Origin of the sequence: Streptosporangium nondiastaticum (genome assembly GCF_003011965.1) — a bacterium.
Taxonomy (GTDB): domain Bacteria; phylum Actinomycetota; class Actinomycetes; order Streptomycetales; family Streptomycetaceae; genus Streptomyces; species Streptomyces nondiastaticus.
Genome location: NZ_PXWG01000004.1, coordinates 113,971 through 138,865, shown reverse-complemented (window position 1 = coordinate 138,865; position 24,895 = coordinate 113,971). Strand labels below are relative to the sequence as shown.

At 72.7% G+C, this 24,895-nt stretch carries 20 protein-coding genes; 13 read left to right on the top strand and 7 right to left on the bottom strand.

All coding sequences use genetic code 11. The features are described 5' to 3' along the window. The first annotated feature begins 5 nt into the window (after positions 1–5). From helR to B7P34_RS03835, 8 genes are all read left to right on the top strand, one after another. Positions 6–2,171, top strand: coding sequence for an RNA polymerase recycling motor ATPase HelR (gene helR / locus B7P34_RS03870; RefSeq protein ID WP_106674346.1), 2,166 nt, complete (start codon positions 6–8; stop codon positions 2,169–2,171). A gap of 117 nt (positions 2,172–2,288) precedes the next feature. Continuing rightward, positions 2,289–4,283: an ABC transporter ATP-binding protein gene (locus B7P34_RS03865; protein ID WP_106674345.1), complete on the top strand. Its 1,995-nt coding sequence runs from the start codon at positions 2,289–2,291 to the stop codon at positions 4,281–4,283. Between the two features lie 52 nt (positions 4,284–4,335). Next, the gene (locus tag B7P34_RS03860) at positions 4,336–5,301 is read left to right on the top strand and encodes a GNAT family N-acetyltransferase (protein ID WP_106674344.1); all 966 of its coding nucleotides are present in this window, start codon (positions 4,336–4,338) and stop codon (positions 5,299–5,301) included. Positions 5,302–5,398: 97 nt separating this feature from the next. Beyond that, complete coding sequence (locus tag B7P34_RS03855; protein ID WP_106674343.1) at positions 5,399–5,869, top strand: DIP1984 family protein; 471 nt, start codon at positions 5,399–5,401, stop codon at positions 5,867–5,869. Positions 5,870–6,240: 371 nt separating this feature from the next. Then, a complete protein-coding gene (locus tag B7P34_RS03850) occupies positions 6,241–7,974 on the top strand; it encodes a sensor histidine kinase (RefSeq protein ID WP_223267469.1) in 1,734 nt (577 codons plus the stop codon). Then, positions 7,971–8,648 carry a response regulator gene (locus tag B7P34_RS03845; RefSeq protein WP_106674341.1) on the top strand — a complete coding sequence of 226 codons (678 nt, stop codon included), beginning with the start codon at positions 7,971–7,973 and terminating at the stop codon, positions 8,646–8,648. The genes B7P34_RS03850 and B7P34_RS03845 overlap by 4 nt, the downstream gene beginning before the upstream one ends. Before the next feature lie 176 nt (positions 8,649–8,824). Continuing rightward, entirely contained in the window at positions 8,825–9,601 is a 777-nt protein-coding gene (locus B7P34_RS03840) for an ABC transporter ATP-binding protein (protein WP_106674340.1), read from the top strand. Between the two features lie 50 nt (positions 9,602–9,651). After that, positions 9,652–12,219: an ABC transporter permease gene (locus B7P34_RS03835; RefSeq protein ID WP_106674339.1), complete on the top strand. Its 2,568-nt coding sequence runs from the start codon at positions 9,652–9,654 to the stop codon at positions 12,217–12,219. A 77-nt stretch (positions 12,220–12,296) separates the two neighbouring features. Here B7P34_RS03835 and B7P34_RS03830 read toward each other — a convergent pair whose 3' ends face one another. After that, positions 12,297–13,298 carry an alpha/beta hydrolase gene (locus tag B7P34_RS03830; protein ID WP_106674338.1) on the bottom strand — a complete coding sequence of 334 codons (1,002 nt, stop codon included), beginning with the start codon at positions 13,296–13,298 and terminating at the stop codon, positions 12,297–12,299. A gap of 50 nt (positions 13,299–13,348) precedes the next feature. After that, complete coding sequence (locus B7P34_RS03825) at positions 13,349–14,320, bottom strand: LGFP repeat-containing protein (RefSeq protein WP_223267468.1); 972 nt, start codon at positions 14,318–14,320, stop codon at positions 13,349–13,351. 315 nt (positions 14,321–14,635) lie between these two features. Between B7P34_RS03825 and B7P34_RS03820 the strand changes: the two genes are divergently transcribed. Beyond that, positions 14,636–15,016 (top strand): hypothetical protein, encoded by a 381-nt coding sequence (locus tag B7P34_RS03820; RefSeq protein ID WP_223267467.1) that lies wholly within the window; start codon positions 14,636–14,638, stop codon positions 15,014–15,016. Positions 15,017–15,029: 13 nt separating this feature from the next. Here B7P34_RS03820 and B7P34_RS03815 read toward each other — a convergent pair whose 3' ends face one another. Both B7P34_RS03815 and B7P34_RS03810 read right to left on the bottom strand, forming a co-directional pair. Then, positions 15,030–16,727: a serine/threonine-protein kinase gene (locus B7P34_RS03815; RefSeq protein ID WP_223267466.1), complete on the bottom strand. Its 1,698-nt coding sequence runs from the start codon at positions 16,725–16,727 to the stop codon at positions 15,030–15,032. 3 nt (positions 16,728–16,730) lie between these two features. Further along, positions 16,731–17,537 (bottom strand): serine/threonine protein kinase, encoded by an 807-nt coding sequence (locus tag B7P34_RS03810; protein ID WP_189382418.1) that lies wholly within the window; start codon positions 17,535–17,537, stop codon positions 16,731–16,733. A gap of 281 nt (positions 17,538–17,818) precedes the next feature. Here B7P34_RS03810 and B7P34_RS03805 point away from each other — a divergent pair, with 281 nt between their 5' ends. Beyond that, positions 17,819–18,304 (top strand): DUF5709 domain-containing protein, encoded by a 486-nt coding sequence (locus B7P34_RS03805; RefSeq protein WP_106674334.1) that lies wholly within the window; start codon positions 17,819–17,821, stop codon positions 18,302–18,304. Between the two features lie 135 nt (positions 18,305–18,439). Here the strand turns inward: B7P34_RS03805 and B7P34_RS03800 are convergent, their stop codons facing one another. Then, positions 18,440–19,393, bottom strand: a complete 954-nt coding sequence (locus B7P34_RS03800; protein ID WP_106674333.1) for a carbohydrate kinase family protein — start codon at positions 19,391–19,393, stop codon at positions 18,440–18,442. 134 nt (positions 19,394–19,527) lie between these two features. Beyond that, positions 19,528–21,219 (bottom strand): purine-cytosine permease family protein, encoded by a 1,692-nt coding sequence (locus tag B7P34_RS03795; RefSeq protein WP_223267465.1) that lies wholly within the window; start codon positions 21,217–21,219, stop codon positions 19,528–19,530. Positions 21,220–21,446: 227 nt separating this feature from the next. Here B7P34_RS03795 and B7P34_RS03790 point away from each other — a divergent pair, with 227 nt between their 5' ends. Further along, complete coding sequence (locus tag B7P34_RS03790) at positions 21,447–22,439, top strand: GlxA family transcriptional regulator (RefSeq protein ID WP_106674332.1); 993 nt, start codon at positions 21,447–21,449, stop codon at positions 22,437–22,439. A gap of 109 nt (positions 22,440–22,548) precedes the next feature. Then, positions 22,549–23,172, top strand: coding sequence for a cysteine hydrolase family protein (locus B7P34_RS03785; RefSeq protein WP_106674331.1), 624 nt, complete (start codon positions 22,549–22,551; stop codon positions 23,170–23,172). A gap of 94 nt (positions 23,173–23,266) precedes the next feature. Here B7P34_RS03785 and B7P34_RS03780 read toward each other — a convergent pair whose 3' ends face one another. Beyond that, a complete protein-coding gene (locus B7P34_RS03780) occupies positions 23,267–23,611 on the bottom strand; it encodes a GatB/YqeY domain-containing protein (protein WP_223267464.1) in 345 nt (114 codons plus the stop codon). 219 nt (positions 23,612–23,830) lie between these two features. Between B7P34_RS03780 and B7P34_RS03775 the strand changes: the two genes are divergently transcribed. Continuing rightward, positions 23,831–24,865 carry an acetylserotonin O-methyltransferase gene (locus B7P34_RS03775; protein ID WP_223267463.1) on the top strand — a complete coding sequence of 345 codons (1,035 nt, stop codon included), beginning with the start codon at positions 23,831–23,833 and terminating at the stop codon, positions 24,863–24,865. Positions 24,866–24,895: the final 30 nt, after the last annotated feature.

The window sequence follows — 24,895 nt, the reverse complement described above, 5'->3', positions numbered from 1 at the left end:
ATCACGTGAACACCCCGACCACCACCAGCGCTTTCCACCTCCCCGACACCCTCGCCCGCAAAGCCGACCCGGCGCTGATAGCCGGCGACGAGCAGCACTTCGAGGCCGTAGCGGAGTGCCTCGAAGAGTCCATCGCCGAGTTGTCCGACCGCCTGGACGACCTGCGCAGGGAGCCCGGCGGCATCGGCCGGCAGGCGATGGAGCGGGACATCGAGATCCACCGGCTGACCGCTCGCCTGCGCGCACTGCGCCGTTTCGGCCTGGACCTGTGCCTCGGCCACATGGTCGGCGCGGACGGCTCCGAGCCGGTGTACATCGGCCGGCTCGGCCTCACGGACAGCTCGGGGCGCCGGCTGCTGATCGACTGGCGCTCCCCCGCGGCCGAGCCGTTCTTCGGCGCCACCCACGCCAACCCCATGGGCCTGGCGAGCCGCCGCAGGTACCGCTGGACCAGCGGCCGGATCAGCGACTACTGGGACGAGGTGTTCGCTTCGGAGGGCTTCGCCGGGCACGCCGCGCTCGACGACCAGTCCGCCTTCATCGCCAGCCTGGGCAGCAGCCGGTCACCGCGGATGCGCGACGTGCTCGGCACCATCCAGGCCGACCAGGACGCCATCATCCGCGCGGGCTCGCGCGGCGCTCTCGTCGTCGACGGCGGTCCGGGCACGGGCAAGACCGTCGTCGCCCTGCACCGTTCCGCCTACCTCCTCCACTCCGACCCGCGCCTCGGACACCGTCGCGGCGGTGTGCTGTTCGTCGGCCCGCACCGGCCCTACCTGTCCTACGTGGCCGACGTCCTGCCCAGCCTCGGAGAGGAAGGCGTGCAGACCTGCATCCTGCGGGACCTCGTCGCCGAGGGGGCCGCGGCGACGACCGAGACGGACCCGGAGGTGGCCCGCCTGAAGTCCTCCGCGGACATGGTGGTGAAGGCCGTCGAGAAGGCCGTCAGGTTCTACGAGGAGCCGCCCACCGACGCGATGACGGTCACCACCCCCTGGTCCGACATCCGGCTGGACGCCCGCGACTGGGCCGCGGCCTTCGAAGCGGCAGAACCCGGCACTCCGCACAACGAGGCGCGCGAGCAGGTCTGGGAGGAGCTGCTCGCCATCCTCGAGGACAAACACGGCGACGGCGGCGACGAGTTCTCACCCGGCCGGCTCCGCACGTCCCTGCAGCGCAACAGGGAGCTGGTCGGCGCCCTCAACCGGGCATGGCCGGTGATCGAAGCGGCCGATCTGGTCGGAGACCTGTGGTGCGTGCCCGCTTACCTGCGGATGTGCGCCCCCTGGCTCAGCCCCGACGAGGTCCGGAAGCTGCAGCGCAAGGACGCCCCCCGCGCCTGGACGGTCTCCGACCTGCCGCTCCTGGACGCGGCGCGGCAGCGGCTCGGCGACCCGGAGACGGCGCGGCGGAAGCGCCGGCGCAAGGCCGCCGTCGCCGCCGAACGCGCGCGCATGGCCGACGTCATCGACAACGTCATCGCGGCCGACGACGACGGCGAAGGCGCGGTGACGATGCTGCACGGACAGGACCTGCGGGACAGCCTGGTCGACGAGACCGCCCTGCCCGGCACCGACCTGGACCTGCTCGCCGGCCCGTTCGCGCACATCGTGGTGGACGAGGCCCAGGAGCTGACCGACGCGGAGTGGCAGATGCTGCTGCTGCGGTGCCCGTCCCGGAGCTTCACCATCGTCGGGGACCGTGCCCAGGCCCGGCACGGCTTCACGGAGTCGTGGCAGGAGCGGCTGGAGCGGATCGGGCTCGACCGGATCGACCTCGCCTCCCTGAGCGTCAACTACCGGACGCCGGAAGAGGTCATGGCGGAGGCCGAGCCGGTCATCCGGGCCGCGCTCCCGGACGCCAACGTGCCGGCCTCCATCCGCAGCAGCGGCGTCCCCGTCGTCCACGGGCCCGTTGCGGACCTGAACGAGATCCTGGACGGCTGGCTCGCGGCGCACGCCGACGGCACCGCCTGCGTCATCGGCGATCCCTCCTTCCGGGAGACGTCCCGCGTCCGGTCACTGACCCCGGAGCTGTCGAAGGGGCTCGAGTTCGACCTGGTCGTCCTCATCGACCCGGAGGAGTTCGGCGAGGGCGTCGCAGGAGCGGTCGACCGCTACGTCGCGATGACCCGGGCGACCCGGCAGCTCGTCATCCTCACGAGCTCCTGACACGTTCCGCTCCGGTTTTCCCGTCGCCCTCCGTGTCCTCCCACCCGTCCGGCCGGTTAGACACCGGGTGCTCTCATTCAGGGCGCTCCTGACCGGCACGGGAGGGAGAACAGGCAGGTGGAGAGTTCGTCAGGAGGCAAACAGGCCGGTAACCGGGCGCCGCTGTCCAGCAGCGAGAAGCTGCTGTTCTCCGGCGCCCTCCGGCACGACCAGGCATGGGCCGTCCACGAGGACCCCCTGCTGCGCATGTCGTTCTGGTCGATGGCCCGTCAGTTCCCGAGCATGCTCGGCCTCATCACCCGCGTGGCGTGGCGCGAGGACCCGCGCGCCCTGATCGTGCTGATGGCGGCGCAGCTCGCCTCCGGCGCCATGTCGGCCTTCCTGCTCGTGGCGACGAACCAGGTCCTGGTGCACCTCTTCGCGGACGGGCCGACGCCGGAGAAGCTGCGCGAGGCGGCGCCCGCGCTCGTTCTCGCCGGGTCGTCGTCCGCCGGGTCGGTGCTGCTGGGGTGCCTGATCGTCAAGACCGAGGGGCGCCTCTACCCGAAGATCGAGCTGTCCTGCACCACCACGTACTACGGCATGATGACGCGGGTCGAGATGTCCGCGATGGAGGACAAGGACATCCACCGCCGGCTCGCGCTCGGCCGGTACGGCACAGACGCCGTGCAGCGCATGCTGTCCAACGCCGTCACCATCACCAGTGGGCTGATGAGCCTGGGCGCCGCCGCGGTCGTGCTGGCCGCGCTCCACCCGCTGCTGGTGGCGGCGCTGGTGCTCATCGCCGTCCCGCGCTGGTGGGGCGCGGTCGTCGTGATGCGCCGCGCCTACGCCTCGCGGCACGTCTGGATCGACCACCGGCGTGCCGTCGACGTCCTGCTGTACCCGATCACGCGGGCGGACGCGACGCCCGAACTGCGTGTCCACGGCGCCGGCCGGCTCCTGCTGCGGGCACAGGAGGACATGGGCCGTACCGCGGCGGCGGAGAAGGCCCGCCTGGCCGGCGCGGAAGCCCGGACGGAGATCGTGGCGGCGGCGTTGTCCGGCACCGCCCGCATCGCGACGTACGCGATGCTGTGGTGGCTCCTGGTCGCCGGCGGCATGCCGCTGGCCGCCGCCGGGACGGCCGTCCTGGCGATCCGCAACGCCACCCAGTACCTCAACCAGATCGTCTCCCAGCTCAACCGCATGTGCGAGGAGTCGCTGTACCTGTCCGACATGAACGACTCCGTCGAGCTCGGGGCGCGCCACGCCATCCCGGACCGCGGCGCGTCCGTGGAGGGCGAAGGCGTCGAAGTCGTCCTCTCCGACGTCACCTTCCGCTATCCGGGCGCCGACCGCGACGCGCTCCAGCGGGTGTCGCTGACGGTTCCCAAGGGCAAGGTGGTGGCCCTGGTCGGCGAGAACGGCTCCGGCAAGAGCACGCTCGCCGGCGTCATCTCCGGGCTCTACCTCCCCACCGCGGGCAACGTCTCGTACAACGGCGTCGGGATCCGCGAGGCCGACCGCCGAAGCGTCTTCGACCGGATCGCCCTGCTGCCGCAGGAAGTCGGCTGCTGGCCGATGACGGTCCGGGCCAACGTCCACATCGGCGACGCGGACAGACCGCTGGTCCACGAGAAGGTCGAGGCCGCCGCCGAGCGCGCCGACATCCGAACCGTGGTCGAGGAACTGCCGCACGGGTGGGACTCCATCGCGGTCAAGGGCTTCCAGCGAGGGGTGCGCCTGTCGGGCGGCCAGTGGCAGCGCATCGGCGTCGCGCGCGCCCTCTACCGGGAACGCGATCTGCTGATCGTGGACGAGCCGACGGCCGCCCTCGACCCCAAGGCGGAAATCGACATGTTCGAGTCGCTGCGCTCGTTCACGGACGACGGCGTCACGACGGTCCTGCTCATCACCCACCGCCTCGCCGCGACCGCCACCGCGGACGTGATCCACGTCCTCGACCAGGGCCGGCTCGTGGAATCCGGCTCGCACACCGACCTCATGGCCGTCACGGGCGGCCACTACCGCGAGATGTACGAACTCCAGGCCGCCCAGTACAAGACCGCCTCCGTTCCACCACCCCGCAAAGAGGCCGGTGGCCCCTTCGAAGCGGCACCGGACGACTAGCCGAGGGAAAACCCTTCGCCCCGGCCTTCCGCCTCTCTATACCGTTTGCCGGGTGAATGCCACGTCCAAGCCGCTCGGCACATCCGACGCCCGGGACCTCGCCGCCCTGCGCGCAGAAGTCGAGCGCGCCGACAAGTCAGGCCTGCACGAGGACGCGACAGACACCCTCCACGAGCTCGCCGACCCCAAGCTGGACCTGGCGCACAACACCATCGGCGTCCGGCAGGGCTCGCGACTGGTGGCGTACGCCATGCTGTACGAGCCCGAGGGGGTGCAGGACGTCGCGCGCTTCGGCACCGCCGCCGCTGTTCACCCGGGCCTGCGCCGCCGGGGAATCGGCACGAGCCTGATCGACTGGATGCGCCGTCGCGCGGACGCGATCCGGGCAGAGCGATACCCCGGCATGCCCGGAGAGCTGCTGATCGACGGGACGTCCACCAATGCAGGACTGGCCGCCCTGGCCGAGCGCACCGGGTTCGAGCCCTGCCGGCACTGGTTCACCATGGCGCACGACCTGCACCCGGACCGGCTGCCCGCCGCGGACGCGCCCGCCGGCCTGCGCCTCGCGCCCTTCGCGCCGGCCCTCGACGAAGCGACCCGCAGCGCGCACAACGACGCCTTCCGCGACCACTGGAACCACACCGAGACGGACACCACCGACTGGCACACCTGGTACACCGGGCACCACGCGTTCCGCCCCGCCCTCTCCGCCCTGCTGCTCACCGCCGACGACCGCGTCGCCGCGTACCTCCTCTCCGACGAGTACGTCGCCGACAGCGTGGCCACGGGTCTCCGCACGTTCACCATCGGCCGCCTCGGCACCCGTCCCGCCCACCGGGGCCGGGGCGCGGCGCGCGCCCTGCTGGCGCACACACTGGCCGAGGCCGGGCGCCAGGGGTACGAGAAGGCGGAGCTGGTCGTCGACGCCGCCAACCCGACCGGGGCCCTGAGGCTCTACGAACGGATGGGGTTCGCCACGCAGCGGGGGTTCGTGACGTACGCCCGGCCACTGGGCTGAGCAAGGGGCAGGCAGGACCGCAGGACCCCTGATGCGATTTCACACCCTTTGCATTCGTATACTCGTGCGAGGCTCACAACGGCAGGAGGTGGAGACAGTGAAGCTTGCTGAGGCACTGGCAGAGCGCGCGGAGGCGACGCGTCGCGTGGAGCAGCTGCGCGCACGCGTGGTCAGCAGCGCGCGGTACCAGGAAGGTGAAACGCCTGCCGAGGACGCGGCCCAGTTGCTGGCCGAGGCCGGTGAGGCGCTGGAAACCCTGGAGACGCTGATCCGGCGGATCAACCGGACCAACGCGGCGGCGCGGATCGGGCAGGACGGTACGCTCACCGACGCGCTCGCGCGCCGGGACGTGCTGCGGCTCCGTCACGCGGTGGTCACGTCGGCCGCCGACGCGGCGGCGGGTACGGGCGAGCGCGGCTACGGCCGGCAGCTTCGTTCCGAGCTGATGATGCTCTCCGCGCTTCCGGTCGCGGAGCTGCGCGCGCAGGCGGACGTGCTCGCCCGGGAGATCCGTGAGATCGACGTGCGCATCCAGCGTGCGAACTGGGAGGTCGACCTGCTGGACTGAACGGTTCCAGCAGACTGACCCCCGGGCCCGGGACGGCCCGGGAAGATGTGGAGCAGGTAGTCGTTCCGGAGGCGTGCACAAACCGAGGGCCGGCGGTTTTCCGGCCCACCCGTGGCGCGTGAAGAGCAACGCTGGGGTTCGACTCCCCATCAACAGTGCAGCTCAGCACCGTGCACAGGTAAAGGTGCACATCTCACAGCACATCACCATGTGCAGATCCGGGACGGTGAGGGCGGGTTCGGGGCTCTCCACATCGGGCCGGACCGGGCCCTGACCCGGCCCGGTCCAGTCCGGTCTCTGCCTTTCGGTAGAGCCGCGGATCGGCCTTGAGGCGCATGCCGTCGCGACCTGCGGCATTGATACTGGTCAGCGTGTCACGCACGCACCTCTCCCGTCCCTTCCCCGACCACTGCCGCCCGCCCGGAGTGCTTCCGGGCGCCGCCGCGCGCACGGCGGCGGAGACGGCCGGGGTGGTGCTCGCGGGTCTGGGCGTGTGGGGCGCGGTCGCGGGACTCGGGTTCATGTCCCACCCCTCCCTGCAGCTGCCGGCGCTGGCCGCCGGGGCCGTGCTCTTCACGCTGCGTCACCGCTTCCCCGTGGCCGTGCTCCTCGTCCTCGCCGTGCTGACGGGTCCGGCGCCCTGCGTGGGGCCGGTCACGGCGGCGACCTCGTACGCGGTGGCGCGGCGGACGGTCCGGGCGCGGCGGCGCGGCCGCCTGCTGGTCGCGGCGGCGGCCCTGGTGGTGGTGTGCGCGACGGTGCCGGCGCCCTGGCTCGGTCCGGGACCGGTGCCGTACGGCCTGGCGCTCGGCCTGATCCTCACGCCGACCACCGTGCTCGTCCCCGGCCTGGTCGGCACCTCGTACGGGCAGCAGCGGCGTCTGGTGCAGGCGCTGCGCGAGCGCGGGGACGCCGCGGAGCGAGCGCGCCGGTTCGCCGACAGCGAGGCCCGCATCCACGAGCGGTCCCGCATCGCCGCCGAGATGCACGATCTGGTGGGGCACCGCCTCAGCCTCATCTCACTGCACGCCGGAGGGCTGGAGCTGGCCCTGGAGCGGGCCGACCCCGAGCTGCGCGAGGAAGCCGTACTGGTGCGGCGGACCACCCGCGACGCGATGCGCGAGCTGCGGCAGGCCCTCGGGGTGCTCGGACCGCTGGGCCGGGACACCGGGGCGGAGGCGCTCACCGACGCCACCGGCACCCGCGCCGACATCGAGACGCTGGTGGCGGAGTCCCGGGACGGAGGCATCGCCGTACGACTGGACTGGACGGGTCCGGACCTGGACGCCCGTCCCGCGCCGGTGCGCCGGGCCGTGCACCGGGTGGTGCGGGAGTCCTTGACCAACGTGCACCGGTACGCGAGCGCGGCACACGTCACCGTGACCGTGGTCCACGACCACGAGACGGTACGGGTCACCGTCCGCAACGGCGCCCCGCCCGCACCCCCGGCAGCCGCCGGAAGCGTGGGCACCGGCCGCGGCCTCACCGGCCTCCGGGAGCGTGTGGAACTGCTGGGCGGGACGTTCGACGCCTCTTCCCTGCCGTCCGGCGGCTTCCAGGTGGACGCGATCGTGCCGGCCGAGCCCGGCGACGCCCCCGCCCCCGAGCGGCCCGGCACCGCAGACACCGGACCGGAGGATGGCGGCACCGGGCCCGAGAGGGGCAAGACCGCAGCCGAGGCAGGCGAGGCCGCAGCCGGCGGAGGCGTAGCGCCCGGACGCCGTACCGCGCACGTGCTGACGCTCGCCCTCGGGCTGGTGACGCTGAGCGTGCTGATGGCGCTCGGGATCACCTTCGTGTACGCCTCCGCACCGCATCAGTTCGCCGGGCCGCGCCCGCTGCCCCGGATCGGCATGACCTACGGCGACGTGACGGAGGTGGGTGTCCTGGACAACAAGGCGGTCCGGGCCGCCGCCACCGGCCACGAACCGCCGCGCCCCGCCGGCACCGTCGGCTGCGTCTATCCGTTCAACGGCGCCACCGAGATCCGGCCGGGCGCTCTGAAGATCGCCCGCTACTGCTTCGACGCCTCACAACGTCTGATCGCCATCGACCGTTTCACCGTCCCGTCGGTCCGGGACGCCACACCTTGGGAGACCCCGTGACCGAGCCCGCCCGGCCGATCCGTGTCCTGCTCGCCGACGACGAGACGATGATCCGGCACGGAGTGCGCCTCATCCTCCGGCACGCCGACGGCATCGAGGTCGTCGCCGAGGCCCGGGACGGACGGCAGGCCGTCGAGATGGCCGCCGCGCACCGCCCCGACGTGGTGCTGCTGGACATCCGGATGCCGGTCCACGACGGACTGGCCGCGATCGCTCCGCTGCTCGCCCTCGACCCCGCGCCGCGCGTCGTGATGCTGACGACCTTCGGCGACGACGACAACGTCGTCCGGGCGCTGCGGGAAGGCGCCGCCGGATTCCTGCTGAAGGACGAGGGCCCGCAGGAGCTGATCAGCGCCGTACGGGCGGCCGCCGCCGGGGACGCCGTGCTCTCCCCGGGCGTGACCGGGGCGGTGATCTCCCGGATGCTGACCGCCGGGGGCCCGCAGGGCGCGGGCGGCATGCCCGGGGACGAGCGGATCGCGCGGCTCACCGGCCGGGAGCGGGAAGTCCTGGCGATGCTCGGCGAGGGGCTGTCCAACCAGGACATCGCCGCGCGGCTCGGCATCGGGATCGGCACGGTGAAGACGCACGTGGGCGCCATTCTGGACAAGACCGGCTCGTCGAGCCGCGTCCAGGCCGCGCTGCTGGCCCACCGGACCGGGCTGGCTTCCTGACGGGAGCACCCCCTCCTCTGCCCTCAGGCAGAGGAGAGACAGCCGCCACTGCCCTTTCGACAGAGGCCAACTCCCGCCTTCAGGGCGATGTTTCCGCAGGTCAGAGCCGTGAGGATGGATACGTCCCCCGGCTCGCAGAACTCCTCTCGGGCCGTCGCACCCCAGGCGGAGTATCCATGTCACAGACGTTCCCTTCTCCCAGCACAGCTCTCGTGGAGCCGGCCGCCCGCGCGTCCGGCCTGACCAAGACGTACGGGAAGGGCGAGACCCGGGTCACCGCGCTGGACGCGGTGTCCGTGGAGTTCGCGCGGGGCAGGTTCACCGCCGTCATGGGCCCCTCCGGTTCCGGCAAGTCCACGCTGATGCACTGCATGGCCGGTCTGGACCCGGTGACCTCGGGTTCGGCCCGGATCGGCGGTGTCGAGCTGTCCGATCTGAACGACCGGCAGCTCACCCGACTGCGGCGCGAGAAGGTCGGGTTCGTCTTCCAGGGCTTCAACCTGCTGCCGGCCCTCACCGCGCTGGAGAACATCACCCTGCCCCTGCGGCTGGCCGGGCGGCGGCCCGACCCCGCGTGGCTGGACACGGTCGTCGCCACCGTCGGCCTCGCGGGCCGGCTCGCCCATCGCCCCACCCAGCTCTCCGGCGGTCAGCAGCAGCGCGTGGCCGTGGCCCGCGCCCTGGTCTCCCGCCCGGAGATCGTGTTCGCCGACGAGCCGACCGGCAACCTCGACTCCCGCTCCGGCGCCGAGGTGCTCGGCTTCCTGCGCGACTCGGTGCGCGAACTGGGACAGACCGTGGTGATGGTCACCCACGACCCCGTGGCCGCCGCGCACGCCGACCGCGTGGTGTTCCTCGCCGACGGCCGGCTGGTGGACGAGCTGCACGAGCCGACCTCGGGCGCGGTCCTGGACCGGATGCTCGCCTTCGAGGCCCGGGGCCGCACTTCCTGACCGCGTTCGCCGCTCCGCCCTCGCCCTCCCGCACCCGTCGAAAGCCCACCATGCTGCGAACAGCCCTGCGCAACGTCCTCGCGCACAAGGCCCGTCTGATCATGACCGTCCTCGCGGTCGGTCTCGGGGTCGCGTTCATCTCCGGCTCGCTCGTCTTCGCCGACTCCACCACCGCCGCCTACCGCGCCTCCATGGCGAAGAACTATGCCGGCGTCGCGGTCACCGTCGACCCGAAATCCCCGCCCGGCGCCCCCGCGAACGGGCGCACCAACGTCCTCGACGACGCGCTCGTGGCCGAGCTGGCCGCCGTGCCCGGTGTGTCCGCGGCCCGTCCGACGGCCGACGGCTCGGCCACCCTGGCCGCCAAGAACGGCTCCCCCATGCGCGCGGACAACACCATGGGCAAACTGGCCGCCGCGTACGTCCCCGGTGCCGACGGCAAGGACAGCCGCTTCCCGCTGACGTCCGGCCGGGCGCCGCGCACGGACGGCGAGATCGCCCTGGACCGCGGCACCGCCTCCGCCGGCAAGTACGCGCTCGGCGACATCGTCACCCTGGCCACCGACGGCCCGGTCCTGCGGATGCGGCTGGTCGGCATCGTCTCCACCAAGGACACCCGGGTCACCTCCGGCGGCACCCTCGCGGTGTTCGACAAGGCCACCGCGCAGAAGCTGTTCGCCGCCCCGGGCCGCTACACCGGGATCGACCTGTCCGCCGAGCCCGGGACGGACCAGTTCGAACTCGCCCGCCGCGTCAGCGCGCTGCTGCCGGCCGACCGTGCCGAGGCGACCACCGCGACCGCGAAGGCCGGCCGGCAGTCGGTCTTCATCGATACGAAGACCAGCAGTTACTCCCGGCTGCCCATGGTCTTCGCCGTGGTGTCGCTGTTCATCGGCTCGTTCCTCATCATCAACACCTTCACCATGCTCATCACGCGGCGCTCCCGGGAGATCGCGCTGCTCCGCGCGATCGGCGCCACCCGGCGCCAGGTGGTCGGCTCCGTGCTCGCCGAAGCGGCCCTCGTCGGCCTCGTCGCCTCCGCCCTCGGATTCGTCCTCGGGCTCGGCGTCGCCACCGCCCTGCCCAGTGTGCTCGGCACCGCCGACGACCTGCTGCCCCGGGGCCCGCTGGTGATCGGCCCCGCCCCGGTCCTGGCCTCCCTCGCCGTCGGCGTCGGCGTCACGGTCCTCGCCGCGTGGCTGCCCTCACGCCGCGCGGCCGGGATCGCGCCCGTCGAGGCGATGCGCGCCGCCGAACAGGCGCCTTCCGCGGCGCTCTCCCGGATCCGGGGCGCCGTCGGCGCGGCCGTGCTCGTCCTCGGCGCCGGCCTGCTGTTCTCCCTGAGCGACGCGAAGGACGCCTCGGACGAGAACCTGCGGACCGCGCTGTTCGGCTGCGGCATCCTCGTGACCGGTCTGATCCTGCTCGCCCCGCTGCTGGCGGGCCCGGTGATCCGCCTCCTCGGCCGGCTCACCGCGCGCTCCGGGGTCGCGGGCGACCTCGCGAAGGACAACGCCCTGCGCGATCCGCGCCGCACGGCCGCCACCGCCGTCGCCCTGATGATCAGCACCGCCCTGGTCTCCGGACTCGCCGTCATCGACCACTCCTCCAGCCGGGCCCTGGACTCCCAGGCCGCGGCCGGTCTGAGCGCCGACTACGTCATCGGCACCCGCAACACCACCACCGCCATCGACGCGGCCGCCGTCCAGCGCGTCGCCGCCGTTCCCGGCGTCGCGACCGCCTCCGCCGTCGCGGACTCCACCATCTCGGCCGGTGCCTTCGCCCGGGAGGTCTCGGGCGTCGACCCGAAGACCGTGGGCGACGTCATGAAGCTCCGCTTCACCAGCGGCTCCGCCAAGGACATCGGGCCGGGCCGGATCGCCGTCTCCAGCAGCTTCGCCCGCGAGAACCGGGTCAGCACCGGCGGCCAGATCAAGGCGAGCATCGGCCCCGGCCGGGGCGACCGCGCCCAGCCCTACACCGTCGTCGGGATCTACCAGGACAACCCCACCGCCCACGACGTCCTCGCCCACCGCGGCGACGTCCAGCAGCACAGCTTCCTGCGCGACTCCCTCCAGCGCGTCCTCGTGGCCACCGACCACGGCGCCGCGTCCCCGGCCCTGGAGAAGCGGCTGCGCGCCGCCGTCGACGGCAGCCCCCTGCTGACGGTCCAGGACCGTGCCCAGCTCGTCCGGGAACAGGCCGGCGTCGCCGGTGACCTGGCCGGCATGGTCTTCGGGCTGCTCGCCGTCGGCGTGATCATCGCGGCGCTCGGCATGGTCAACACGCTCGCCATGTCGGTCTCCGAGCGCACCCGGGAGATCGGGGTCCTGCGCGCGATCGGCATGGACCGCACCGGCATCCGCCGCATGATCCGGGTCGAGTCCCTCGTCGTCGCCGCGTACGGCACCCTGCTGGGCCTGGCCGTCGGCCTGTTCGGAGCGTGGAAGGTCAGCGGACTGGCCAACGGGGCCATCCCCCAGTACGCGTTCTCCCTTCCCTGGGGCACCCTCGCCCTCGTCGTCGTCCTCTCCCTCGCCGCCGGCGCCGCGGCAGCCGCCCTGCCCGCCCGCCGGGCCGCGGCACTCAGCCCCCTGCGGGCCGTCGCCGACGCCTGACGCGCGTGGTACGAAAGGCGCCCGGCCGGGCCACCGCCCGCCAGGCGCCTTCCGTTCGCCGCGGCCCGGCAGCCGCCCTACGCCCTGCGGAGCCGGTCGACGATGCCGTCGAGGTCCCGGCGGAACAGGTCCGGGCGGACCCAGTGGCCGCCGTCCACCTCATACCACTCGTGCGGGATGCCGGCCCGGCCGAGGAAGCCGCGGAACTCCCGCTGGGTGTCGAGCACGGCGGTCTCGTTGAACCGGTCCCAGAAGGTCGGCAGGGGGCTGGTCCCGGCGACCATGAAGATCCGCTTGTTCCGGTAGCTCTCGACGCGCTCGCACGGGTTGTCCATGCTGACCCTGTTCTGGTCCCACGGCACGCCGTAGACCGTTCCGCCGCCCAGTTCGACGGCCGCGGAGGACAGGTTGGCCCAGTGGACGACCGCGCCGGCCAGACCGCCGGCGACGCCGCGCAGGCTGGCGGGGCCGGAGTGGGAGCTCACGGAGGCGAAGTGGCCCCAGTACTTGGCGGTGTACTTCAGCGCGCCGAAGCCGCCCATGGAGAACCCGGAGACGGCGCGGCCGTCGTACTCGGCGTACGTCCGGAAGTTGTCGTCGATCCACGGGATCAGCTGCTCGATGTGGAAGAACTCCCAGTTCCGGGCGCCGACGTTGGAGCTGACCGGGTTGGAGTACCAGCCGGCCTGACCGCCGTCGGGCATCACGACGATGAGAGGCTTGCCGGCGGTCCACGCGCGGATGCCGCCGTCGGGCAGGCGGTCGAACTCGATGAAGTCGCCCTTGCCCCCGTGGAGCAGGTACAGGACGGGGTACCTGCGTCCGCTGGTGTGGTAGTCGTCGGGGAGCAGGACGTTGACGGCGGGGTTCCAGCCGCCGATCGCCGCGGTCTGGAAGCGGTAGTACCACATGCGGGGGTCCGATTCGCCCCGTTCCGTGATGCGCAGTCCGCGGCCGTCGCCCGCGGCGCTGGCGGTCGCCGCCGAGGCGAGGACGCCCCCGCCGCCGAGCGCCAGCGCCGCGGAGGCGCCGCCGACGGCCTTCAGGACATTTCTGCGGGTGGGGCGGTTCTCGCTCAACTGGACCTCCTGGTCGGTGACTGTTCTGCGGGTGAAGTGAAAACGGCCGGTCAGTTGTTGGTGATCCAGGCGCCCCTGGCGGCGCTCCAGTGGATGGTGGCCTTCTGGAACTTCTGGGCCTTGCCGCCCGCCTCGTCCATCTCGTCGGTCACGGGGTAGCCGAGCGCCCGCTCGTGACCGGCGGCGTGGAAGGCGTCGTAGATCGCACCGTGCACGGGGTGCGCACCGGTCGGCTGCGACCACAGGAACAGGCCCCGCTCGAAGAACTGGAAGCGCCCGCGGGTCCCGTCCGGCGCCTGCGCCGCGTCCGCCTCGTCCATCGTCGGGAAGCCCCAGCGCTGCTCCGAGTTGGTGTCCCAGAATTTCTTCAGGATGTCCCCGTAGATCGCGTAGGCCACGTCCGGGTGCCAGATGACGATGCCGTTCTGGAAGAGCTGGAAGCGTCCGCCCAGCGCGGCGTTCTCCTCGGCGCGGACCGGCAGGCCGAGCGGTCCGCCCTGGCCGCCCAGGCCCGCGTACTTCGCGCCTATCGTGCCGTAGGGCTGGAACGCCTCGGCCATCAGCTCGCGCGCGACGCCCTCCGCCCGGGGGTACCGCTCCGGATAGGCGGAGCGCTGCACGGCCTGGGCGAGCTCGCCCGCGGTGTCCCACTTGGGCTCCATCTGCTGGGCCACCTCGAAGAACTTGTTCGCCGCGTAGTCGACGTCGAGGCACTGGTCGGGGTTGCACCACCCCTGCGAGGGCCGCTGCTGGAAGACGCCGAGCGAGTCCCGGTCCCCGCAGTTGAGGTTGTTCATGCGGGACTCGACCCAGCCCGTCTCGAAGCCGGCGAGCATCACCTTGTCGGACACGCCGCGGCGCTGGCCGACCTCGTAGACCTTGCGGGTCACCGCGATGTCCCGCTCCGCGGGGATGTCGCAGAAGAACTCGGCCGTCGCGGTGTGCCCGAGGGGGCCGGGCACGTCCTTCGCGCCCCGCGCCCATGCCGGGCCGGCCAGGGCGGACACGACCGTCGTGACCACCAGAACCAGTGTTCCGAATCTCGCGCGCCGTGCAGCTGAGCCATGCACGTGCCTGCTCCTTAGCGGTTGGCGGGGGTGTGGTGTGAGGTGTGAGTACGGTCCGGGGACCGGGCGTCCGCAAAGTAGTCGCGGGAGCGTCCGGCAAGGCATCCGGAACGATCCGGGGTGACAGGGGCGACGACTTCCGGTGGACTCCGCACGACGACCGTTCGCGCAGGGGCGAGCCGGAGACCTTCCCCCTTGCGCGGCGGCGATCACCGACCGCCCTGCCGAGCCGCACCGTCCGCTCGGCGCCGCCGTCCCACGGGAGTGACCATGCGTATCCGTACTGCCATCGCGGCCTCCGCCCTGGCGCTGACGCCCGTTCTGGGGGCGGTCGGCTCGCCGGCGGTGGCGGCCACGCCGGCGAAGAACGCCCGGCTCGCCGCCGAATGCGGAGTCCGTTCGGACGGCAGGCTGTACTGCGGCAACAGGGCCGGGGCGAGGGGGTATGCGGACCGGTCCTACCGTTCGGCGACCCGGGGAACGCTCGACGGGACGTTCAGCTGGTTCAGCTGCTGGGGCCATGGCGACCCGCACCCCGGCGGGAACGACATCTGGTACTGGACGCTGCTCGACAACGGCGCGTGGGGCAACGTGCCGGCCGTCGATGTGAACACCGGCCAGGACCCTGCCCCCGGCCTGCGCGCGTGCTGACGAGCTCCTGCCTTCAGGCCGGGTCGGAAGGCGGGCACTCCGGAACCCGTGGGCGGTCCTTCGTGCGCACGGCGGGCAGCCAGGCCGCGGACCGGGCGGAGCCCCGTGGGAGACGTACGCGGTACCAGGCGGCGGACAGCGCGTCCGCCTCGTCGATGATGGGGATCCCCTGGGGGAGCAGGCAGTCGACGGTGAGCTCGTCGCCGTGCCACACGCGGGTCGGTACGACGTTGTCGATCGTGTAGGGCCGGCGGGGATCGATCGCCAGGCCGAGGCTGCACTGCGGGTCCCGGTCCGTACGGCTGCGGCAGCTCTGCTCGGCGTTGAACACCCGGAGCCGCCCGGTGCCTTCGGCCGCCGCGGCACCCGTCGAGGCGGACGTACCGGACGTGCCGGGCTTGCCGGATCCACCGCCGCCCACGGCATACGGCCAGACCGCCGCGCCCACCGCGCACACCGCAACGGCTGCGAGTGCGGCGCGGGTTCTCCCTCGCCGAAGCCCTTGCCGAGGCCCTCGTCGCGGTCTTCGGCGGGGCGTCGCCGGATCCCCGGCGGCCGTCTCCACGGCGGGCACCGCGTCCGTGGATTCCGCGTCCGTGGATTCCGTTTCCGCGGACTTCGCTTCCGTACGCTCCTCCGTACGGTCCGCGCCCGCGGCCTGCCGGCCGGCGATGCGCGCCAGCAGGCTCTCGGCGGTGTGCACGGCGCGCGCGGCGTGGGTCGGGGCCAGGCAGTCGGCGGCCAGGGCACGCCAGAAGCGCGGGACCGCGCTGTCCAGGCGGAGCGGCGCGCGCCCCTCGGCGTACTCCTGCGTCGCGGCGGCGCGGGCCATGGGCGTGGCGCCGGGGAACGGCGGGGCACCGGCGGCGAACACCTCGTGGATCATGATGCCCAGGGCCCAGATGTCGGCGCTCGGCCGGACTTCCACGCCCTGCTCGCCGAGCGGGGCCTTCCAGCGCTCGGGCGGGAGGTAGTCGAAGGTGCCCATCGGGGGCGCGTACCCGTGGGTGCCGCGGGTGCCGGTCAGTTCCGTGGCGAGCCCGAAGTCCGAGAGCTTCACCGAACCGTCGGCCATCAGCAGGATGTTGTCCGGTTTGAGGTCTCCGTGCACCCAGCCGCTGCGGTGCAGGTGGGCCAGGCCCTCACAGATCTCGGTGAGCAGCCGGGCGCCTTCGGCTTCGGTCACTCCGGCGCCGAGCAGGTCCCGCAGGCTGCGCTCGGCGCGCTCCATGACCAGCACGACGGCGCCGTCCAGGAACGGAAGGTCAGGTTCCCCGAGGATGACGGACTCCAGCAGGCGGATCAGCCTCGGGTGGGAGGAGCGGCGGCCGAACTCGACCTCGCGCCGGGCGGTTTCCGCGGCCTTGCGGGCCTGTCTCGGTGCCAGCCCGGCGGTCGGCAGCACCTTGAGCGCGACGGCGCCGCGGCCGTCCGGCTCCGGCGTGCCGCCGCCGCGGCCGTCCGGCTCCGGCGTGCCGCCGCCGCGGCCGTCCGGCTCCGGCTCCGCTTCCCTGCCCGCCCCGTCACCGGCGGATCGTCCCGCATAGACGGTTGCCCAGCCCCCGGCCCCGATCGGCTCGGTGACCTCCCAGCCGCCGATGCGGTAGCCGCGCGGGAGCAGTTCCGTACCGTCATCTCCCGATGTGCCGGCCGTGCCACGCACCGCTTCCTCCTCCGGTCCGCCGGCCGCGTCGCCGTACGGGTCCGCCACGTCTCATCTCACCGGTCCCCGCTCCTGTGTGCCGGTTCCGGACCGGGGCGGCAGCAGCGCGAGGTGCTCCTCGCGTACGAGCCCGAAGCGCAGCACGAGTCCGACGATCGTCTCCCGCTTGCCGTTGCGGCGGGCTTCCCTGCGGGGGCCGTGCTCGGCGGGGGCGCTGATCCGCATCTTCTCGTCGGCCAGGTAGTCGATGTGCGAGCTGACCGCCCGGGCCGTCAGCTGCCCGCACGCGGGGTGGCTCCTGAGCCTCTCGACGATCTCGGGTGTGGTGGACACCGCGACCGGGGACTCGTCGCGCAGCCGCGGTTCGCAGAGCGCGACCAGGACCAGGAAGTAGAGGGCCGTCTCGTCCAGGGAGTACGCCGTGACGGTGCGGCTCCCCCACTGGTCGCCCATGCCGTCGGGGTCGAGGTAGACGTGGTCGGGCGCGAACACCTGGAAGGCGACGGTGGTGTTGCGGCGGGTGGGCAGCACGACCCGTGAGAACTCGAAGGGGATGGGTGCTCCCGCCCGCCGTGGCGGCACCCTCAGGTACTCCCCCGCTCCCTCGGGGTTCTCCACCAGATAGCTCTGGGTCGTGCTGAGGTTGCTCAGCTGCCAGTGGTCGTCCGTCACCCGGATCTCGCCCGCCAGCCGGGATATCGCCTCGTCGTCGAGGCGGAGCTCGACCGGGCACGTCGCGGAGCCCCGCCCGAAACGCGCCACCTCGCCCGGGCCGAGCCGCAGCGTCACCGCGTCTCCGTGCGGCTCCCCTGCGGCCCCCGCCGTCCCCTGCGGCAGATAGATCACTACCCCGCTCACTGCCCCCTCCTCGCCCCCGCGTCGCTGTCCTCGCGCACGCCGAACGTTACACATCCGGGCCTGCCGCTCCCACTCCTTGACTTCGGCCGATTCCGTACCCCTCGGGACGGCCGCGTCCCTGCCGCCGGCCCCGCTTCCGTACAGCCTTCAACGACCGTGGTGGCCGGATTCCGGCGGCGGCATCCGGCTTTCGCGCCCCCCGGAGAGCGCGAGGCCGCCGTACAGGGGACAGTGGAGGTAGGCCGTCGCCGCGGAACCGTGCGGGAGGAGGCTGGCTCACGATGTCCGATGACGTGATGGGTGACGAGGTCTACCAGCCTGCCCGGTCCGATCGCCGGGACAATCCGGGTGACCTGGACCTGGAGAACGCCCTCGACGGCGATCTCTACGACACGGTGCTCGACGCGGGCTATTCGCCGCCGGAGCGGCCGCTCGGCGTGGGGCACCACGGCACGACGGCCCGCGAGCAGCACGAGCGCGAGAGCCTCGACCAGCGGCTCGCCGAGGAGGTCCCCGACATCGAGGTGCCGGACGGGGACGGCATCGGCGACCTGCCCGGCGGGGACGGCGAGCCCCTCGACGAGGAGGTCGGCGGTGCGCGCGCCGGGCGCCTCGCCGCCACCATCGACGCCATGCCCCCGCGGCGCAACGACGTCTACGCCCGGGACGTGGGAATCGACGGCGGGGCGGCCTCCGCGGAGGAGGCGGCGATGCACATCGTCCCTGAGGAACCCTTGACCGAGACCGGCGACGACCTCGGCGTGTGACGGCGCCGGCACCGCTGCGGCCTCGTGAACGACGCCGGGAGCTCTCCGGCCTCGCGGGCGTCCCCCGATCAGCCCAACAGCACGCCGGGAACGACATCCGCGCCCGCGCCGTCACGCTGTGTGAGCACTGCGGGTTCAGCGGCCGGTTGCGAGTTCGGCGGCGTACGGGGGCCGGGCGCCGGCGCGGGAGCAGGTGATCGCGGCCGCGCGGGCCGCGAAGGCCAGGACGTCGCGCCACTGATCCGCGCCGAGGGCGGGCGCCGCGGTGAGGGCGCCGTGGCCGTCCAGCCGGTGCAGCAGTGCGGCGTTGACGGTGTCGCCCGCGCCGATGGTGTCCACGACCGTCACCCGCTCGCCGGGGACGGACAGTTCGAGGCCGTCACGGGTGAGCACGGTCAGCCCCGCGCCGCCGCGGGTGAGCACGACGGCGTACGGGCCTGCCGCCAGCCACTCCGCGGCGGCGGACACCGGGTCGGCCGCCGGGCCCGCGAGCCAGGCCGCGTCCTCCTCCGAGAGCTTGAGGAGGGTGACGTGCGGGAGCCACGAGCGGAAGCGGGCCCGGTAGGCGTCCGCGTCGGGTATGAGGCCGGGGCGGACGTTCGGGTCGAGGGCGGTGAACAGACCGCGGGCCGAAGCGCGGCGCATCAGGTCCTCGTAGGCGCTCGCGCCGGGTTCGAGGACCAGGGAGCAGGTGCCGAAGGAGACGGCGCGGGCCGCGTCGGGCAGGGTCTCCGGGCTGGTGAACAGGCGATCCGCGGTGCCGCCGGCGTGGAAGGAGTACTCGGCCGAGCCGCCGTCGCCGACATGCGCCACGGCGAGCGTGGTGGGCTCGGGGCCGCGCTGGACCAGTGAGGTGTCCACGCCGTCCGCCGTCAGACCGCCCAGCAGGGCCCGGCCGAAGTGGTCGGTGGAGAGCCGCGAGCAGAACGCCGTGGGGGAACCGAGGCGGGCCAGGGCGACGGCGGTGTTGTAGGGGCCGCCGCCGCGCTTGGGCAGCAGGGCGGAGAGGTCGTCGCCGGCGGAGCCGTCCTGCTCCCGGGGACCCGCGGGAACGAGGTCGATGAGGGCTTCACCAGCAACGATGATCATGAAACGGTGCCTTTCGGGACGGTGTGCGAGCGTGGGAGGCCGGTCCGTCGCCGCTGTCGGCGGCTGCTCCCCGCCCGTCAGTCTTCCACCGTCGTCACGATGACGAACCGTACGTCCGGCCGCCCCGGCGGCCGCTATCCCACGGACGCGGGGAGCACGTGGTCGCCGACCCTGTCGGTGCTCAGGCACAGGGAGCAGACCACCGCGTCGTGCGTGCGGCAGGCGGCGACGTCCGGGCGCTCGAACTCCTGCCGGCACACGTGGCACCGGTAGAGCGTGGCGCTCGGGTTGCCGTCCGCGTCCAGCAGGGGTTCGCCGATCCCGTCCGTGGTGCGGCGCAGGTAGTAGCGGCCCTTGGTCAGGACGGCCATCAGCGGGGTGAGGACGAACGCGATCAGGGCCGCCGCGACCGGCGAGTACGGCTGGAGCGTGTCGCCCAGGGCGTGGAAGTACATGGCGATCGACAGGCCGGAGGCGGCCACGAAGGCGACCGTGCCGACGGGGTTGACCGCGTAGAGCATGCCGCGCCGGAACTCGGGGGCGTGCGGGGAGAGTTTCAGCACGTACTTGTTCACCATGATGTCGGTGGCGACGGTGACGACCCAGGCGATGGCGCAGTTGGAGTAGAAGCCCAGGACGCGGTTGAGGAAGCTGAACATGTCGGCCTCCATCAGCGCCAGCGCGAAGGCCAGGTTGAGCAGCACGAACACCATGCGGCCCGGGTAGCGCCCGGTCAGCCGGGTGAAGGAGTTCGTCCACGCCAGCGAGCCGGAGTAGGCGTTCGTCACATTGATCTTGATCTGGCTGATGACGACCAGCACCACGGCCAGCGGGACGACCAGCCAGGAGGGCATCATCGCGTCGAAGGCCGCCTTGAACTGCTGAATGGGCTCGGCGGCGGACGCCGGACCCACGGAAGCGATGACGTACACGGCGAGGAACGCCCCGATCGCCTGCTTCAGCGCACCGAGCACGACCCAGCCGGGACCGGCCACCACGACCGCCGTCCACCAGGCGCGGCGGTTGCCGTTCGTACGGGGCGGCATGAAGCGCAAGTAGTCGATCTGTTCGCCGATCTGGGCGATCAGTGACAGGCAGACGCCGGAGCCCAGCAGCACCGAGGCCGTGTTCACCCCGCCCTCACCGCCGGTGCCCGCGTAGGACAGCCAGTGGTCCACCGTCCCCGGATCGGTGACCACCAGATAGACCAGCGGACCCACCATCAGCAGCAGCCAGACGGGCGTCGTCCACACCTGGAGCTTGCTGAGCGCCTTCATCCCGTAGACGACCAGGGGAATCACCATGAACGTCGAGACCAGATAGCCCAGCCACAGCGGCAGCCCCAGGCCCAGCTTCAGCCCCTGCGCCATGATCGAGCCTTCGAGGGCGAAGAAGATGAAGGTGAAGCTGGCGAAGATGACGCTGGTCAGGACCGAACCGTAGTAGCCGAACCCGGAGCCGCGGGTGATCAGGTCCAGGTCGAGGTTGTAGCGCGCCCCGTAGTAGGCGAGCGGGAAGCCGGTGACGAAGATGACCACGGCGGCGACGAGGATCGCGGCCAGCGCGTTCCCGGTGCCGTGGGTGAGGCCGATGCCGGCACCGATCGAGAAGTCGGCCAAGTACGCGATCCCGCCCAGCGCCGTGGTCGCCACGACCATCGGCGTCCAGCGGCGGTAGCTGCGCGGGGCGAACCGGAGGGTGTAGTCCTCCAGGGTCTCCCGGGCCGCGCCGCCCTCGGACCCGGTCCCGGACCCGGCTCCGGCTCCGGCCTGCGGAGACTCTTCACGGCCGACGGATCCTCTCGGTCGTCGCTCGGTACTGCTCATGCGCTCTCCTGGACGTGCAGTGGCTGCAACGGCTTCGCAACCGGCCACCGGGAACGCTAGGCAGGGCGTATTTCCTGCCGCCGCCTCGAACGTGAAGGCGATGTTTCGCGCGCCCTCTGGTCAGCTACGACGCGTTGCACAGTGCCCCCGTATCCGCATGTCCGCATGTCCGGATGTGACAGATCACCGTCATTGCGGCCAGGGATGGTGGAGGTGAGGATGAGTCCATGCCCCTTTCGCACCGTGTCGTCATCGCGGTCTTCCCCGATGTCGACCTCCTCGACGTCACCGGCCCGGCCGAGGTCTTCGCGCTGGCCAACCGGGAGACCGCGGGCCGCGCCGGCTACCGGGTCCGCCTCGCCGGGCCGGCCGCCGGCGAGGTGCGGACGTCGGCGGGTGTGCGGCTGCTGGCCGATCTGGCCTTCGACGAGGTCGGCGGGCACGTGGACACCCTGCTCGTGCCCGGCGCGGTCGACATCACCGACGACGGCCCCGTCGCCCGGATCGACCCCGGCGTCGTGGCCTGGGTAAAGGAGACCGCCGCACACGCGCGGCGGGTGGCGTCGGTGTGCGTGGGCGCGCACGTGCTGGCGGCGGCCGGGCTGCTGGACGGGAAGACGGCGACCACGCACTGGTCGACCGCCGCCCGGCTCGCCGCCGACCACCCGTCCGTCACGGTCGACCCGGATCCGATCTTCGTGCGGACCGACCGCGGCAGGCTGTGGACCGGCGCCGGGATCAGCGCCTGTCTGGACCTCGCGCTCGCCCTGGTGGCCGAGGACCTCGGCGAGGACGTCGCCCTGGCCGTGGCCCGGCAGCTGGTGATGTACCTCAAGCGGCAGGGCGGGCAGAGCCAGTTCTCCGTACCGCTCAGCCGGCCGACCTCCGCCCGCCGCGACATCGACGAGCTGCGGCTGTGGATCGCCGACCACCTCGGCGAGGACCTGTCCGCGGAGGTGCTGGCGGCCCGGATGTGCCTGAGCGAACGGCACTTCGCCCGCGTCTTCACGCAGGAGACCGGCGTCAGCCCCGCCGCCTACGTCGAGGCCGCCCGCATCGAGGTGGCCCGGCGTCTGCTGGAGACCACCGACGAGCCGCTCGCCCAGGTCGCGGCCGCCGCCGGGCTCGGCTCGGTGGAGACCCTGCACCGGGCGATCAAACGGCGGCTCGCCACCACTCCCGCCGCGTACCGCCGTCGCTTCCGCACGCAGAACACCTGACGGACTCCCCTGCACATGGGCAGCGCGGGCGGCTCCGCCATGCCCGCGTGCTCCCCCTCCTACGAAGTTCCTCGTTCCTCTACGAAGTTCCTCTACGAAAGGCCCCGCTGTGAGCAGCAACCAGCCCTCCACGACCCTGCGCGACGTCATAGGCCTGGACAGCCGGCCGCCCGCGCTGAGCGACTCCGTCCTGGTCCTGATCGACTACCAGAACACGTACCGCACCGGCGTCATGGCGCTGGAAGGCGCCGATGAAGCCCTCGCGGCCGGTGCCCGCCTCCTGCAGCGCGCCCGCGCCGCAGGCATCCCGGTCATCCACGTCATCAACGACGGCGGCGAGAACACGCCCTACGACATCCGTGCCCGCATCGGCGCCATCAGCGACGAAGCCGCCCCGGCGGAGGGCGAGACGGTGGTGGTCAAGCAGTTCCCCAACGCCTTTCACCTCACCGAGCTGGAGGAGACCCTCACCGGGCTGGGCGCCGCCCCGGGCAGTGGAAAGGACCTGGTCATCGGCGGCTTCATGACCCACATGTGCGTCAGCTACACGGTCCAGGGCGCGTTCAACCTCGGCTACCGCCCCACCGTCGTCGCCGAAACCACCGCCACCCGCACCCTCACCGCCCCCGACGGCACCGTCCTGCCCGCCACCACCCTCCAGACCGCCGCCCTCACCACCATCACGGACCTCTTCGGCACCGTCGTCCCCACCGTCGACGCCCTCCCCGCCTGACCCCGGCTCCAGCAGTGCGGGGCAGCCACGCGGTGGCCGCCCCGTTTCCAGGCCCTGATCCGGCGCCGGTCCGGGGGCGGCGTGGCGCCGTGTCCTACGCGGCGTCGGGGCCGTCGAGGAAGCTGAGCAGTACGGCGGCCTCCGCACGGAGTTGCGCGGCCCGGTCGGCGTGCGCCGGGGCGGTCAACTGCTCTGCGGCATCCAGCCGTTCGGCGGCCTCGGCACGCACGACATCGACCACGTCGCTCTCGCTCAGCTCACGCCGCACCGCCTCGGTGGTGCCGGCACCCACCGGCGCGTGCTCAAGAGCCACACCACGGAGCGCGGCTTCATCCACGGGCACCGCCTCGGCGTTGTCCAGCGCGGCAAGAGTTGAACGCAGCACGCTCACCGTGGACTTGTCACGGGCGCGCATCGCCACCGGCAGTGCTTCACGCATACGAAGACGTATAGACATGCCTGCGACCCTATGCCCGTACCGCCGGGCCTCCCAAACGATATCCGTCCGGCGGCCCGGGCTTTCCACGCAAGGCAGGACCGGGGCACTAGGACGTAAGTCCCGGCCGGAGATCCGTACAGCGGCGGTGCCGCGGCCCGGCCGGCGGCCGGCAGGGTGGTGATCCTCCGGCACCAGCCAGAACCACCCCGGGAGATCGCTGTGGAGACTTCGTCCGGCCGGCACTCAGACAGCCCCGACGCGTCGGGAGCCCTGCGGCTGATGGAGGAGGCCTACGGGTTCCTCCACTCCGCCGCGCTGCGGACCGCCGCGTCGCTTCGCCTCGCCGACCTGCTCGCCGGCGGACCGCGCACCGCCGCGGAGCTCGCCGCGGACACCGGCACCGACGGCAGGACGCTGCACCGCCTGCTGCGGCTCCTGGCGTCGCGCGGCGTCTTCCGCGAGGACGAGGCGGGCGCGTTCGGGCTGACACCCGCCGCCGACGCCCTGCGCACGGACATACCCGGCTCGCTGCACTCCGCGGTGCTCCTGCTCACCGACGACATGTTCGTGCGCCCGTCGACCGACCTCGCCGAGAGCGTACGCACCGGGGAGTCCGCCTTCCCCCGGGTCTTCGGCACCCCCTTCTTCCGGCACCTCGAAGGCGACACAGCGGCCCGGGAGCTCTTCGACGCCGGGATGGCGGCCTTCTCCGGCCCGCTCGACGACGCGGTCGCCGCCGCCTACCCGTTCCCGCAGCGGGGCACGGTCGTGGACGTCGGCGGCGGAAGGGGCGGGCTGCTGCGGTCCGTCCTGCTGCGTCACCCCGGCCTGTCCGGCGTCCTCTTCGACCAGGCGCCCGCGTTGCGCGAACCATTGCTCGCCGCGCGGCAGGAGCTGGAGGGCCGCTGGCAGGCGGAGCCCGGGGACTTCTTCGCCGGCGTCCCCGGGGGCGACGTCCATCTCCTCAAGCACGTCCTGCCGGACTGGAGCGACGACGACTGCGTCCGCATCCTGCGCTCCTGCCGCCGGGCCCTCGCCCCGGGCGGCCGGGTCCTGGTCATCGACGCCGTGCCCGAGCCGGGCAATGACCCGCACCCGGGCAAGGACCTCGACCTGCTGATGCTGACCGCCCTCGGCGGCAGCACCCGCGGTCCCGCCGAACTCGGTGCCCTCTTCGCCCGCTCCGGGCTCCGCCACGTGCGCACGCTGCCCACGCCCGGCTTCGCGTCGATCGTGGAAGCGGCCGCGGACTGACACCCCGCGGCCCTTCGCCGTGGCCTCGCC

What these genes read in the sequence shown, in the direction of transcription:
- B7P34_RS03800 (WP_106674333.1), bottom strand. Translation starts at nt 19,393, where the DNA reads ATGATCATCGTTGCTGGTGAAGCCCTCATCGACCTCGTTCCCGCGGGT.
- B7P34_RS03790 (WP_106674332.1), top strand. Translation starts at nt 21,447, where the DNA reads ATGCCCCTTTCGCACCGTGTCGTCATCGCGGTCTTCCCCGATGTCGAC.
- B7P34_RS03835 (WP_106674339.1), top strand. Translation starts at nt 9,652, where the DNA reads ATGCTGCGAACAGCCCTGCGCAACGTCCTCGCGCACAAGGCCCGTCTG.
- B7P34_RS03780 (WP_223267464.1), bottom strand. Translation starts at nt 23,611, where the DNA reads ATGCGTGAAGCACTGCCGGTGGCGATGCGCGCCCGTGACAAGTCCACG.
- B7P34_RS03795 (WP_223267465.1), bottom strand. Translation starts at nt 21,219, where the DNA reads ATGAGCAGTACCGAGCGACGACCGAGAGGATCCGTCGGCCGTGAAGAG.
- B7P34_RS03820 (WP_223267467.1), top strand. Translation starts at nt 14,636, where the DNA reads ATGCGTATCCGTACTGCCATCGCGGCCTCCGCCCTGGCGCTGACGCCC.
- B7P34_RS03805 (WP_106674334.1), top strand. Translation starts at nt 17,819, where the DNA reads ATGTCCGATGACGTGATGGGTGACGAGGTCTACCAGCCTGCCCGGTCC.
- B7P34_RS03840 (WP_106674340.1), top strand. Translation starts at nt 8,825, where the DNA reads ATGTCACAGACGTTCCCTTCTCCCAGCACAGCTCTCGTGGAGCCGGCC.